13 protein-coding genes and 1 pseudogene are annotated in these 12,663 nt (G+C 62.1%); 7 read left to right on the forward strand and 7 right to left on the reverse strand.

All coding sequences use genetic code 11. The features are described 5' to 3' along the window. Nucleotides 1-16: 16 nt before the first annotated feature. A complete protein-coding gene (locus EEB12_RS02805) occupies nucleotides 17-481 on the reverse strand; it encodes a hypothetical protein (RefSeq protein ID WP_020907483.1) in 465 nt (154 codons plus the stop codon). Next, complete coding sequence (gene dapB / locus EEB12_RS02810) at nucleotides 478-1,242, reverse strand: 4-hydroxy-tetrahydrodipicolinate reductase (protein ID WP_019748144.1); 765 nt, start codon at nucleotides 1,240-1,242, stop codon at nucleotides 478-480. The genes EEB12_RS02805 and dapB overlap by 4 nt, the downstream gene beginning before the upstream one ends. Before the next feature lie 102 nt (nucleotides 1,243-1,344). On the opposite strand from dapB, the gene EEB12_RS02815 reads away from it, so the two are divergent. Both EEB12_RS02815 and EEB12_RS02820 read left to right on the forward strand, forming a co-directional pair. Continuing rightward, complete coding sequence (locus EEB12_RS02815) at nucleotides 1,345-3,384, forward strand: ATP-binding cassette domain-containing protein (protein ID WP_019748143.1); 2,040 nt, start codon at nucleotides 1,345-1,347, stop codon at nucleotides 3,382-3,384. Continuing rightward, complete coding sequence (locus EEB12_RS02820) at nucleotides 3,381-4,115, forward strand: energy-coupling factor transporter transmembrane component T family protein (RefSeq protein WP_141487376.1); 735 nt, start codon at nucleotides 3,381-3,383, stop codon at nucleotides 4,113-4,115. Before EEB12_RS02815 ends, EEB12_RS02820 begins: the two co-directional genes overlap by 4 nt. On the opposite strand, the gene EEB12_RS02825 is transcribed toward EEB12_RS02820, so the two are convergent. Beyond that, a complete protein-coding gene (locus EEB12_RS02825) occupies nucleotides 4,081-4,737 on the reverse strand; it encodes a TetR/AcrR family transcriptional regulator (RefSeq protein WP_021344025.1) in 657 nt (218 codons plus the stop codon). The genes EEB12_RS02820 and EEB12_RS02825 overlap by 35 nt on opposite strands. Before the next feature lie 225 nt (nucleotides 4,738-4,962). Here EEB12_RS02825 and EEB12_RS02830 point away from each other — a divergent pair, with 225 nt between their 5' ends. Further along, nucleotides 4,963-5,907: a metal-dependent hydrolase gene (locus tag EEB12_RS02830; RefSeq protein ID WP_029255210.1), complete on the forward strand. Its 945-nt coding sequence runs from the start codon at nucleotides 4,963-4,965 to the stop codon at nucleotides 5,905-5,907. Further along, nucleotides 5,907-7,070, forward strand: coding sequence for a hypothetical protein (locus EEB12_RS02835; RefSeq protein ID WP_046378445.1), 1,164 nt, complete (start codon nucleotides 5,907-5,909; stop codon nucleotides 7,068-7,070). Before EEB12_RS02830 ends, EEB12_RS02835 begins: the two co-directional genes overlap by 1 nt. A gap of 62 nt (nucleotides 7,071-7,132) precedes the next feature. Here EEB12_RS02835 and EEB12_RS02840 read toward each other — a convergent pair whose 3' ends face one another. After that, a complete protein-coding gene (locus EEB12_RS02840) occupies nucleotides 7,133-8,182 on the reverse strand; it encodes a biotin/lipoate A/B protein ligase family protein (RefSeq protein ID WP_019748138.1) in 1,050 nt (349 codons plus the stop codon). Nucleotides 8,183-8,427: 245 nt separating this feature from the next. Between EEB12_RS02840 and EEB12_RS30410 the strand changes: the two genes are divergently transcribed. Then, a complete protein-coding gene (locus tag EEB12_RS30410) occupies nucleotides 8,428-8,601 on the forward strand; it encodes a hypothetical protein (RefSeq protein WP_155404261.1) in 174 nt (57 codons plus the stop codon). 19 nt (nucleotides 8,602-8,620) lie between these two features. On the opposite strand, the gene EEB12_RS02845 is transcribed toward EEB12_RS30410, so the two are convergent. Both EEB12_RS02845 and EEB12_RS02850 read right to left on the reverse strand, forming a co-directional pair. Then, on the reverse strand, nucleotides 8,621-9,451 hold the full coding sequence (locus EEB12_RS02845; protein WP_060939629.1) for a MerR family transcriptional regulator: 831 nt from the start codon (nucleotides 9,449-9,451) through the stop codon (nucleotides 8,621-8,623). A gap of 52 nt (nucleotides 9,452-9,503) precedes the next feature. Then, the gene (locus EEB12_RS02850; RefSeq protein WP_029255207.1) at nucleotides 9,504-10,010 is read right to left on the reverse strand and encodes a glyoxalase/bleomycin resistance/dioxygenase family protein; all 507 of its coding nucleotides are present in this window, start codon (nucleotides 10,008-10,010) and stop codon (nucleotides 9,504-9,506) included. A gap of 169 nt (nucleotides 10,011-10,179) precedes the next feature. Between EEB12_RS02850 and EEB12_RS02855 the strand changes: the two genes are divergently transcribed. After that, nucleotides 10,180-10,668 carry a nitroreductase family deazaflavin-dependent oxidoreductase gene (locus EEB12_RS02855; RefSeq protein WP_019748134.1) on the forward strand — a complete coding sequence of 163 codons (489 nt, stop codon included), beginning with the start codon at nucleotides 10,180-10,182 and terminating at the stop codon, nucleotides 10,666-10,668. A 31-nt stretch (nucleotides 10,669-10,699) separates the two neighbouring features. Here EEB12_RS02855 and EEB12_RS02860 read toward each other — a convergent pair. After that, nucleotides 10,700-11,880, reverse strand: a pseudogene (locus EEB12_RS02860) (GDSL-type esterase/lipase family protein). A gap of 106 nt (nucleotides 11,881-11,986) precedes the next feature. On the opposite strand from EEB12_RS02860, the gene EEB12_RS02865 reads away from it, so the two are divergent. Beyond that, a complete protein-coding gene (locus tag EEB12_RS02865) occupies nucleotides 11,987-12,562 on the forward strand; it encodes a TetR/AcrR family transcriptional regulator (RefSeq protein ID WP_029255204.1) in 576 nt (191 codons plus the stop codon). Nucleotides 12,563-12,663: the final 101 nt, after the last annotated feature.

The raw sequence follows: 12,663 nt of genomic DNA on the forward strand, positions 1-12,663 counted from the left end.
TCACAGCAGGGAGAAACTACTTGCCTCGCGACCGACGTTCCAGTTCCACTGCGCGGCGCATGGTTTCCCGCGCCCGGCTTCGGTCACCGGCATAGTCGTAGGCGCGAGCGAGTCGGAAGTTCTGCTTCCAGTTGTCCGGGTCTGCTTCCCAGTCGACCTTGATCTGAGCGAACAACTCGTCGGCAGCCGCCCGCTCGATCCGGCCCGAAGGCAATTTCGGAAGTGAAGACGCATCGACAGCGAGGCCCTCGTCGTGAATCTGCTGCGCGAGGCGTTGGTGTGTGAAGCCGGCACGAAGGGTGGCGATGACGAGCCACAGCCCCAGGAACGGCAGGATCAGCACGCCGATCCCGAGACCGATCGCGGCGCCGCCTCCGTCTTGGATGAGCTGGATTCCGCGCTGGCCGAGCAATACGAAGTACACCGCGAGCGCGATACAGATCGCAACGATCAGCGCGAGGGTGCGGGTGGTCTTGTTCATAGATCGAGGAAGGAATCGATACCGACCGTCAGGCCCGGACGTGACCCGATCTGGCGGACACCGAGCAGAACGCCCGGCGCGAACGAATTCCGGTCGATCGAGTCGTGGCGAATGGTCAGCGTCTCGCCCTGAGTTCCGAGAATCACTTCCTGATGCGCGACCAGTCCGGCCATCCGCACGGAGTGAACCCGGACTCCGTCGACGTCGGCTCCGCGCGCACCCTCGAGCTCGGTCGTGGTGGCGTCAGGGCTGCGTCCGACGCCTGCTTCCGCGCGAGCTTCGGCGATCATGGCGGCCGTTCGGTATGCGGTGCCCGAGGGAGCATCTGCCTTGTTGGGGTGGTGAAGTTCGATGACCTCGACGGAATCGAAGAAGCGCGCCGCGGCAGCCGAGAAACGCATCAACAACACAGCACCGATGGCGAAGTTCGGGGCGATCAGAACACCCGTTGCAGGCTGCTCGTCGAGCCAGGACTGCACAGTCGCAAGCCTGGACTCGTCGAAACCGGTGGTGCCGATCACGGCGTGAATTCCGTTGGCCACGAGGAATTCCAGATTTCCCATGACGACGTCGGGGTGCGTGAAATCGACGACTACCTGAGTGCGGGTGTCGACGAACGTCTCGATGCGATCACCGGTATCGACCTGAGCGACAAGTTCCAGATCGGGAGCAGCTTCCACTGCCTCGCAGATCGCTCGACCGACCTTGCCCTTGGCTCCCAGAACCCCGACCCTGATGGGTGCTGCACTCACGTCTTCCACGCTCCGTCCGATGCATTGTTTGAGGTGAAGCCTACGCAATCGTGCCGATGCGCTCACCATCAGTCGGGCAGGAGTTATGTCACCACTGGCACACTGGACGTAGTGAGCAACCGTCCGCAAGTCCGCGAAACCGGCAACCTTCGACCACTCGAGTTGGCAACGGGTGCCGTCATGGCCGGATTCACGGTCGCGTTGTCCGTCATTGCCACGGTCATCCCCATGGCCAGCGCCCTCAACCTCGTGGCCGCCGTTCCGATGGGAATTGTTGCCCAGCGCTTTCGAGTCCGCGCCGTGATGACGGCCGGCGTCTCGGCTACTGCGGTCGCTTTCGTCGCAGCGGGTTCGGGATCTGCGGCGGCGGTCGCGCTGAGCGCTCTCCTCGGCGGAATCATCGGTACGGTCAAGCGGCGCGGTCTCGGCTTCATCTCCGCGTTGCTGTCGTCGCTTGTCATCGGACCCGCGCTGGCGTTGTTCTCCATAGTCCTGTTGCTTGTTCTCGCGCCCCTGCGCACCTTGTTGTTGACCTCGCTGGAGAACACCGCGCTGGGCGTGGCCGCAATCTTGAAGCGTGCCCCGACGCTGGTCGGCGCAGCCGAATGGATCGAGAACAGCATCGGCTCGATCATCGACTACTGGTGGTTGTGGATCGGCCTGTCGATCAGCTCCGGAATCGTCCTCAGCACCGTCGTCTCCTATTTTGTCCTCGGTGCCGTCCTCGATCGATTGGCCGCACTCCCCTCGGCCGACCCGCTCCAGACAGCTCCCGACGACCGTCCGATCGACCCGCTACCGGTCACTTTCGATCACGTGGGCTTCACCTATCCGAGTGCATCGACGCCGGCGCTCGTCGACGTCAACTTCACGGTCCGACGAGGAGAGTTCGTCACCGTCGTCGGCCACAACGGCTCGGGCAAGTCCACACTCACCCGGTTGCTCGCCGGTCGCGCACCGACCGTCGGGACCCTGACGAGGCCCGGGTCCGCCGGTCTCGGTCGACACGGCGGAACCGCCGTCGTCCTCCAACGTCCCGAGAGCCAGATCCTCGGAACCCGCGTCGCCGATGACGTCGTCTGGGGGCTTCCGCCCGAGTCGCATCCCGACGTCGATGCACTGCTGGCCGAGGTGGGACTCGCGGGCATGGGCATGCGCGAGACCTCAGGGCTGTCCGGCGGCGAGATGCAACGTCTGGCGGTTGCTGCCGCTCTGGCTCGTCGCCCCGCTCTGCTGATCGCGGACGAAGCCACCGCGATGGTCGATCAGGCCGGCCGGGAGGAATTGGTCTCGCTCCTCGCCGAACTGCCCCGGCGCCATCCGATGGCCGTGGTGCTGGTCACCCATCACCACGCCGACACCCGCAACGCAGATCGGGTGATTCAACTACAACGCGGACGGCAGATCGATCACCAACCCGGTTGGATGACGTCGACGTTCGCGGGTCCGCCGTCTGCGCCGTGGCCGGCCGGCACTCGAACTGTCCTCCAACTCACCGATGTCACCCACACCTACAACGACCGGACTCCGTGGTCGCGGCGCGCACTCTCGGACGTGAATCTGACCATCGGAGACGGGGACGGGCTACTGGTCCTGGGCGGCAACGGTTCCGGTAAATCGACCCTGGCCTGGATCATGGCGGGCTTGATCGCACCGAGCCGGGGAACCGCGGTCTTCGACGGCAAACCCGTCTCGCGTCAGCTCGGCACTGTCGGTCTGACGTTCCAACACTCGAGGCTGCAGCTGCAACGCCGAACCGTCGCCGAAGACATCGAGGCCGCCGGCGGTCCGGAGATCGGATCGGTGCAAGTCTCCTGGGCGCTCGACGCCGTCGGACTCGACCGTCACATCGCCGGCCGCAGTATCGACGAGTTGAGCGGCGGACAGATGCGACGCGTCGTACTGGCCGGTCTCCTCGTCCGCCAACCCCGAGTACTCATCCTCGACGAACCATTGGCCGGGCTCGATCCACCCGGCCGACACGAAATCCTGAACGTACTCAGGTGGATTCGTCGGAACGGAACCGCAGTAGTCGTCATCTCCCACGATGTCGACGGCATGGATGCCGTCTGCAGCAGAACAATTCGACTGTCGCAGGGTCGCATCCTCGACCCTGCCGCCAGCAGCGCCTTGGAAGGATCGACGACGTGACAACACTTCTGCGCGAAGTCCCGACTTCATCGCCGATCCACCGATTATGGGCCGGAACGAAGATCGTTGCCGTCGTTCTCGTCAGCATCGTGGTCGTGGCCGCGCCGTCCTGGCCTGCGATCGGCGTCGTACTGGGATTGTTGTTGCTGACCGCGGTGATCGGACGCATCCCCCCGACTGCAGTTCCCCGACCTCCGTGGTGGTTGTGGGCGCTGATCCTGCTCGGCGCGTTGATCAACCTTCCGATCGGCCTCGACGCGGTGTTCATCTACCTGCAAGCTGTGACGTTCGGTCTTGTATTGCTCTGCGTCTCACTGATGTTGGCGTGGACCACGTCGATGAGCGACGTGGCGCCGGCACTGGCAACGCTCGGTAGACCGCTGCGAATATTCAAGATCCCGGTCGACGAGTGGGCCATCGCGACCGCCCTCTGCATTCGTTCACTTCCACTGTTGATCGACGAGATGCTCACCCTGGTAGCGGCGCGACGACTGCGCCCGAAAGCTGTGGTGAACAGCGCGGCCGACAATTCGGTAGTCGACCTGATCACCACAACCATGTCCGTGGCAATTCGGCGGTCTGCCGAAATGGGCGAAGCAATCTCCGCTCGCGGGGGCACTGGACTGATTGCGGCGTACCCCAAGCGCCCTCAGCTCGCCGACCTGTTCGCACTGACCGTCGTCATCGCCGCGTGCGTCAGTGCCGTTGCTTTGACGATAGTCCTGCGCTGATCGGGTCATCGCTGACAGAATTTGCCTGGGCGATGATCGCAGAACCCATCCAGCGCCTTAGGTATCGCCGCAGTTCCTCATCGCTCCGCGGTGGGTCGCCAGGCGCGAGGAAAAACGACTGCATCGTCCGCAGGACGTATTCGACCAGTTCCTGAAGTGACGCGTCGTCGTAGCCGTAATGCACCCAGTCCACGTCGAAGCGGTTGATCATCGCCATTCCGAAGGCTTGCGCCTCCTGAGAGGTCAGACCCTCCGGGTGCAGACTCGAATTCGTGCTTGTGAGAAGGATGCCGAGATGCGGTGTTCGGTGGACCTGAGTCAGTGTGTAGAGAACACCCTCGGTCATCGCCTCGACGGGATCTTCGATGCCGCTCACGTGTGTGGTGAGTCGATCGAGGTAGCCGTCGACCGACGCGATCGCCGCTGCCCGCATCAGAGCGTCGGCGCTGGGGAAGTATCGATACACGGTCTGCCGGATCACGCCCAGTGACTCCGCCACGTCGCCGATGCTGATTTCCGAACTCGTCCGTCCGATCAGCTCGACTGCGGCCTCGACAATTCGACGTGACGCATCTTCGTCGTTGTCCGGTGGATTGCCGCCCCACCCACGCCTTCGTGCCACTGCCCACTTCCTCGCTCGAACGAGGCTCGAACCATGTCTTTGCGCTCGAAGTCCAAGAGCCACAGGCTAACACAGGCAGGTTTTGCATCTGCTTTCCCCGAATCCACTCCCGTCATCGAAAGTGAACATACAACTGCACATCAATATGTATGATTACCGCCACACGTGGCTTCGAGTGCCAGAGCGGCCACCTGACCAGCCCCTCCGAAAGACGAGGTTCGACAAGTGACCAACCTTCAGCCCCGAAAGATGGATTTCGGATTCGAGGATCATGACGTTCCCTTCCTGTGGAACCCGGAGAATCCGGCCTGGTCGAGCATGTCCAACGCGGTCTCGTTCCTGGCCATCGGTTTCGAAAAGATGATCGTGAAGATGATCATGCAAACCAAGTCGCGGATCAGTGATCCGGAGGTCGCCGAGGAAGCCGTGGCATTCATGCGTCAAGAAGGCCACCACTCGACCGCCCACCGCCAACATGTGAAAGCTCTGATCAGGCGATACCCCGGACTCCAGAACACACTCGACGCCGTGATCGGTGAATTCGATCTGCTCACCGAGGCGACCTCGTTGAACTACCGGCTCGCGTACACCGCAGATCTGGAGGCGACCTTCACACCGGTGTTCAAACTGATGCTCGACAACGAGGCGACCTTGTTCCGTCCGGGAGACGACCGCGTCGCATCACTGTTCATCTGGCACTTCGTCGAGGAGGTCGAGCATCGCAGCTCGGCACTGATCATCTTCAATTCCGTTGTCGGAAGCGAGCTTTACCGGATGCGAATGGCGCCGTCGATCTTCGCGCACGTCATGAAGGTGATTCGCATCGCCTGTGCAGGGTTCAACCAGCACGTTCCACTCTCCGAACGGCAAGTCGACTCACTGTCGATGTTCGCCATGCACCGCACCAAGCAGAAGATTCTGACGTCGTTTGCGCCCTACCTGACCAAGGGCACCATGCCCCGCGCCTTCGATCACCTACAACTCGGCGAACAACTCGTCGCGCTCGGCGGAGTCTTCCGCAGCCAGATGCCCAATCACAACCCGGACCACGAGAAGCTCCCCGCACTGGCCGACCAGTGGTTCAAGCGTTACGACGACGGCTACGACTGCACACGCTGGTACACCGCCGAATCTCAGGCACAAGAGTCGATCACGTCAGGGGCCAACTGATGGCAGAGCACTGCTCCCCCACGTTTGCCCAACTGGCAACAGAACTCGGTTTCTCCTGTCAGGAAGCAGGTGGACTCGTCGAGTTCCGTAACCCGGCGGCCCTCGAGAACTGGACCCTGCCCGTACTCGAATGGACGATCATCGTCGGCTCGGTACTCGCACTGGTCTTGGCGATCGTGCGACTGCGCCGCAACGGCGACCCCACCAACCTGGTCCTTTGGTTCGGCGCCACCGCCTACCTGTTCATCATCGAGCCTCCGCTGTACTTCCCGGCAGCGTTCGGCATCGAAGAACAAGTGGACACGATGTTCGCGCACAACGTGTTCACCGTCGACTTCATGTGGGGTCGACTGCCGCTGTACATCATTGCCATCTACCCGCTCATGGCGACGTTGGCCTTCGAAATAGTCAGAATGCTCGGCGTTTTCCGCAAATACGGTCCACTGCTGGGTGCAGTCTGCGTCGGCTTCGTCCACCATGCGTTCTACGAAATCTTCGATCACCTCGGACCCCAGTTGCGGTGGTGGGAGTGGTCGACGTCGAACCCGATCAACCAACCCATGTTCGACGCGGTTCCACTCCCCAGCGTGGTCGTCTTCGCCGCTCTGTGGCCGATGTCGTTGGCATTCTGCGTCCAGTACTTCGTCGGACGGCATGTCGATGCCGGCAAGCACTTCTCCGGGCTTCAGTTGGTTTGGCGCACCATCGTGATCGGCCTGCTGGCCTCGCTGGGCACGTTCATTCTCCCGCTCCCGGCGACGGTCTTCGGGATGGGCAGTGACACCGTTCGTGGGTTCCTCTATGCGGCAGAACTCGCCGTCCTCACAGTGGTCGCGATCGTGGTTCTCGTCCGCCAGTGGAGAAACCTGCGCTCGGCAGAATCGAACGCTCCTGCACACACCAACAGGTTCGTCCAGATTTACAGCGTGGTGTACCTGGTTGTCATGGCCGTACTGTGGGCGAGTGCGCTTCCGGACTTCTTCGACGCAGTCGAAGGTTCCACCAGCGCTGGAGATCCCATCGGGAACCTGTGGTACACACTGGCGTGCTTCGTCATCGCAATCCTGTGTGTGAGCGCAACTTTCACCATTCCGAAGAGGAACTCCGTCGTCGACGACGACGCTGAACTTCTTAGGGCAAACTCAACGACTCCGGCCAGCTAGGTCGACCGGGGCGAGACCTCTGGGGTCTCGTCCCGGTTTGTCGGTGTCTCGAGACAACGGCGTCACGGGACGCGGTGAGTCCACGCTTCGGTGCTGAACTTCGTGTCCACCAGCTTGCGCGCCTGCTCCAACTCCGAGTCCGTGTAGTCGCTGTCACGGGTGTCGTACTGGCCGCGGAAGTGCTGCGCAAACGACTCCAGGATCGCTGCACGCGTCATTCCGGTTTGAGAACGCAGCGGATCGACCCGCTTGGCTGCGCTCTTGGTTCCCTTGTCCGACATCTTCTCTCGCCCGATTCGCAGCACCTGCGTCATCTTCTCCGCATCGATGTCGTAGGCCATGGTCACGTGATGGAGCACGGTGCCGGACGCGAATCGCTTCTGAGCGGCGCCGGCTATCTTGCCCTTGTCCGAGGCGATGTCGTTGAGCGGCACGTACCGAGCGTTGATACCCACCTCGGCCAGCGCTCCCATCACCCACTGATCGAGAAACGCGTAGGACTGCTCGAAACTCAAACCTTCGACCAACGACGCCGGTACTGCCAACGAGTACGTGATGCAGTTGCCAGGTTCCATGAACATCGCGCCGCCACCGGAGATTCGGCGCACCACGCCGATGCCGTGCCGCGCAGCAGCCTCGGAGTCGACCTCGTTACGCACGGATTGGAACGATCCGATCACGACCAAGGGCGAGTCCCAGTCCCAGAATCGCAGTGTCGGCGGACGCTCACCCGATGCCACCTCACGCGCGATGACCTCGTCCAGCGCGACGTGCATCGCTGGGTCCAGAACCACCGGTGGGATGAGGTCGAACGTGTGATCCGCCCAACTCGTGGCGTGACCGAGTGCGCGCCGGATCGCAATACCGACCGACTGCGGCGTGAAGCCGATCATCGAGACGGACTCGTCGAGCGCACTGGAGATGGCTTGTGCCAACTGTTCAGCATCCGAGTCGGCGGGCATTCCGCGCAACGCCGCGTTGATGTCGTCGAGCGCACTGTCGGGCTCGAGGAAGAAGTCCCCCGAGACTGCGACTTCGGCCAGCCGACCGTCCGCCACCTCGACGTCGACCGCGACCAGTTTTCCACCAGGAACCTTGTACTCTCCACGCATTCGTCCAGCCTATCCCTGTGCGATTCTCTGCGGTGAGCGCCGTCGAAGATCACACCGCGCGCGCAGTGCGCATCGGTTCGACAGGAAGGGCGATCAGGCACTCACACCTGTAAACCGCTGTGCGGCTGCATGATCGCGCGGCAAAGACAGCCCGTGTCGGCCCCTGCCTGGACTCCTAATTCTTCCGACAGGCGAGATGATCGCTGGGGTGGGAGGATTACCGCAACGAGCCAACTCTCTGGCGAGTGACAACGGAGGTAGACATGAAGGTCCCGGCGTTCCACTCGACGGAACCTTCGGACCTCGACGTCTATCACGACAACGAAAGCTGCATCTTGGCCGCGCGCATCGCAGTACCCCATCGTGCCCCCGGGGTCGACGGCCGACCGTGGTGCACTGCCTGCGCGTCTTTGGACTGACGAGCGACCACCAGCTCACTCACACCCATGTCGCCGATTCGGGGACAACTCCATGGGCCAGAGCGTTCGCATCGATGACAGCGCGGAGCCACGCGGTCAGACCGGCCTCGACCGTCTCGTAGAACAGCGCGTCGTAGAACTCGGAGAATCCCGGATCGGCCACGTACATCCGTCCCAGACACACCTGCATCGAGTGTGTGCAGTCGAAGTAGACCCCGATCGACGCTCGGTGGCGTTCTGCCAGCGAATTCGCCTCGGCGCTTCCCGGTTCGACACCCGCGCGGCACGCCAGCGCCAGATCTTCGTTGAGCGTCTCGACGCAGTCGGCGATCTTCTGCCAATCCTCAGCGGTCCTACCCGCCGACCGTTCCGCGTGCTGCGCCCACTGCGCACTGTCACCCCAACGCTCGTGCGCCTCCGGTCCCCATGACGGCTGCCAGTGTCGGCCGAAGATCGACACCTGCTCGTCTACCGGCAACAGCACACCGGACTTCCTGGCATCGATGATGCGATCCAAGGACTCGCCCCGTTGCTCCAAGTCGGCAATCCGTTGTCGCAACTCGGCGCGCTGCCCGCGCAGAGTTTCGTCCACGTGGGCTGCCGGCGATTCGAGCAATATCCCGATCTCGTCGAGCGACAAGCCCACGTCGCGGTAGACAAGTACGCGACCAATTCGGCCGAGGTCGGCGTCGGTGTACAGCCGGTAGCCACCGTCACTGTGCCCGGACGGGCACACCAAACCGATTGCGTCCCAATGATGAAGGGTACGTACAGTTATGCCCAGCCGAGATGCGGCAGCACCGACGGTAAGAGCACTGTCTGCCTCGTCTCCGAAGAGTTGGTCCGTCACGGCATCCAGTTTGACAGACGCGGCGCGCGAGACCACCGCGTCAGACTTCTGTTCAGTCGTCGGGTCCGTCAATTCCCATACCTCGCAGATGCTCGGCCTCGGCACTGTTCGGGTCGTACGGACGAGCGGCCGTCATGATCACACGCGCGTTCTCCGGTGTCACGATCTCCAACTCCAGTGAATTCCACGGCTTCAGGTCTGGACCGCTGGTGCATCCGGGCCGCAATTCCTCACACGCCTTTGCTATCTGGTCGATCTGACTCAGCACACACGCAAAGCTCACGCTGATGGACGGTGGCGAATCTGCTCGCTCGCCGGGCACGAGCAGAACGTCTTGAAATGCCCAGCGCCGCAGATGCGTCAGTCGATCAGGCACCGAAAAGAAGTCGAAGAAACCGAGCCCGCGGATCCAGAAGTCTGCCGATTCGGCCAGATCCGAAGTCGGAACAGACACGAACATCGGCATACCGTAGAGACCTCGGAACTGTTCCGGAGGCACGGCATCGGTCGTAGGGACAGGGACGGGGCTGATGTCGAATGCAGGGTAGGTGTCGGTCATGAAGTCATCGTGAGCCCTCACGCTACGTCAGGGTCAAATCGTGTGAACTCCGATCAGAAAACACAGTGACCGGAAAACACAGTGATCAGAAATCGAGAAGCACCGAGCCCGCAATCCTCATAGGTTTGTCGAAACGACGCTCACGCCGACAAACTGGAGGTAGCCGACCATGGCACAGACGGATCCAACACCGAGAGATCCCATCGGGAATCACAGCGAACCGAAGTCCGGCGGTCCCGGCGCACTGTCACGGTGGATGCAGCGGAACGCGAACGCCCGCACGAATCGCAAGATTCGGCGCGGGAAAGGCACGTTCATGGGAATGGACGTCCTCATCCTGCACACGGTAGGCCGACGCAGCGGGCAACCCCGAGAGACTCCGCTGATGCACCTGTCCGACGGCAGGGGCGGTCTGTTGATCGTGGCTTCGGGCGGCGGCGGTCGAAACCCGGACTGGCACTCGAATGTGGTGGCGCATCCCGATCGAGTGTCTATCGAGATGCCCGGCCGAAATCCCGTACCAGTCACAGCTCACGAACTCGAAGGCGACGATCGCGAGCAAGCGTGGCACCAAGTGGCCACCGCCCAGCCCCGAATCGCCAAGTACCAGAGCAAGTCCGATCGCAAGTACCCGCTGATTCGGCTCACCGTGATGTGAGTGGTGGTGTGAGCCGAATCAGATTGCGCGATTACACCTCGCCGGCGAATACACCGCCGTCTGCGAATACACGTTGGGCAAAGCGTTCGCCGATGAGACGATGCGTTGCAGCGTCCGGATGGAGCTGATCGGGAAGCGGCAACTCTTCGTTCTCCGCGGCACCGTAGAGATCACACCCGTCGACGTAATGCAGATTGGGATCATCGACTGACCGCTGGGTTACGATGCGCGCCAACTCTTCCCGAATCGAGCGCAGCGTCAGCTTCCCGGATGCCCGCTCGGCGGGATCTCCGGTGGCAACGAATCGCATTTCGCCTCTGGCAAGAGCGTCGAAGTCGAAGGCACCAGGCCCCGGTGTGTCCTCGTGGATCGGGCAATAGACGGGCGAAACGACCAACAGCGGCGCCACTGGATGACCGTCGCGAACCGTGTCGAGGAAGCCGTGCATTGCAGATGTGAAGGCCCGTAGGCGCATCACGTCGGAGTTGACCAGATTGATGCCCATCTTGATGCTGATCAGGTCAGCAGAAGTGTCGCGCATCGCGCGGGCGGTGTACTGGTCCAGCAGAGCACTGCCACTGAACCCGAGGTGATCAGATCCACGCCGCCGACGGAGGCTGCAAGAGCAGGCCAAGTGCCGGAGGGACTTTCAGCGCCGGATCCTTGACTGATCGAGCTTCCGTGATGGAGCCACACGCGGCGCTTCGTATCAACCGCGAGTTCGAGTGGCGCGTCGGATCGCAATGCGACAAGTTCGGTGGTCTCGTTGTGTGGCAACCAGATCTCGACGGTCTTGGATCGCGCGGGCAGCTCCGCGAAACGGATGATACTGACAGGTCCGGACTGCCTCTGAGCGGTACCGGTAGCCATGTCGATCGTCACCGTATTGCCGCCCGTAGCGCTTGCTTGCCCGGCCAGTTCGCCGTCGACGAGCAGGTCGTACACCCCTTGCGGCCTCGGCGGAGCGCCGGTGTAGATCATTTTCGTGGGCAGAGTATCGAGTTCGATGCTCGTGGCGCTGGTTCGGAATACTAGCCGCACTCCGGACGGTTGTGATTGCGCCATTGCCATCTGCCCGTCAGCGAATTGCGTGCGAGCCGTGGCAGGTAGGCGGTGCGTCAGCACACCGCGTTCGGTCCGTTCGATTTCGAGGGCTCCGCGCACGATGTCCTCGGAAATTTCGGTAGTAATCCAGCTGCTCTGGCTGTGCATTTCATTCACCTGAAAATCGTTTACGGAAGTTTGCTACTGCTGATAGTAATTTGCCTATACTCTTTAGGCAAGTGGTTTACCCTCCCAACGAACAGGACCGATTGACATGCCTCGCGCAGGACTCACAGCCGACCGCCTCGCGATGGCGGGCGCGGAATTGGCCGACGAGGTCGGCTTCGAGCACGTGACCGTATCGGCAGTCGCCAGGCAGTTCGACGTCAAGGTCGCAAGCCTGTACTCCCACGTGAAAAGTTCGAACGACCTCAAAACCAGAATCGCGTTGCTCGCTTTGGAGGAGATGGCCGACCAGGCTGCCGACGCCGTGGCCGGTCGGTCCGGCCGCGACGCTTTGACCGCCTTCGCGAACGTCTATCGCGACTACGCGAAGGCACACCCCGGCCGGTACGCCGCGTCACAGATGCGCCTCACCCCGGAGGACGCAGCAGCGAGCGCGGGCTTCAGACACTCGCAGATGATGCGATCGATTCTGCGCGGATACAACCTCAACGACCTCGACCAGACTCACGCAGTTCGGTTGCTAGGCAGCGTTTTCCATGGATATGCCAGCCTGGAGTTAGGTGGATCGTTCAGCCACAGTGCACCGGACAGCGCCGAAAGCTGGTCCAGGATCCTCGAGGCTCTCGATTCGATGCTGACCAATTGGCCAGCGTCGAGTGCATGATCAGGCGTGCTTCTTGTGAGCAAAGTTCCTGCGCCACTTGGTGATGGCATGCGGCCTGATGGTGGAGACCGCAACCTCGAGCCCACCGCAGGAGCAGCGCC

The organism is Rhodococcus sp. WS1 (assembly GCF_003797745.1).
In the GTDB taxonomy this organism is placed as follows: domain Bacteria; phylum Actinomycetota; class Actinomycetes; order Mycobacteriales; family Mycobacteriaceae; genus Rhodococcus_F; species Rhodococcus_F erythropolis.

Bases quoted from the DNA above. Each gene is read 5' to 3' on its own strand.
- EEB12_RS02835 (WP_046378445.1), top strand. From the start codon at position 5,907: ATGGCAGAGCACTGCTCCCCCACGTTTGCCCAACTGGCAACAGAACTC.
- EEB12_RS02840 (WP_019748138.1), bottom strand. From the start codon at position 8,182: ATGCGTGGAGAGTACAAGGTTCCTGGTGGAAAACTGGTCGCGGTCGAC.
- EEB12_RS02850 (WP_029255207.1), bottom strand. From the start codon at position 10,010: ATGACCGACACCTACCCTGCATTCGACATCAGCCCCGTCCCTGTCCCT.
- EEB12_RS02865 (WP_029255204.1), top strand. From the start codon at position 11,987: ATGCCTCGCGCAGGACTCACAGCCGACCGCCTCGCGATGGCGGGCGCG.
- EEB12_RS02805 (WP_020907483.1), bottom strand. From the start codon at position 481: ATGAACAAGACCACCCGCACCCTCGCGCTGATCGTTGCGATCTGTATC.
- EEB12_RS02855 (WP_019748134.1), top strand. From the start codon at position 10,180: ATGGCACAGACGGATCCAACACCGAGAGATCCCATCGGGAATCACAGC.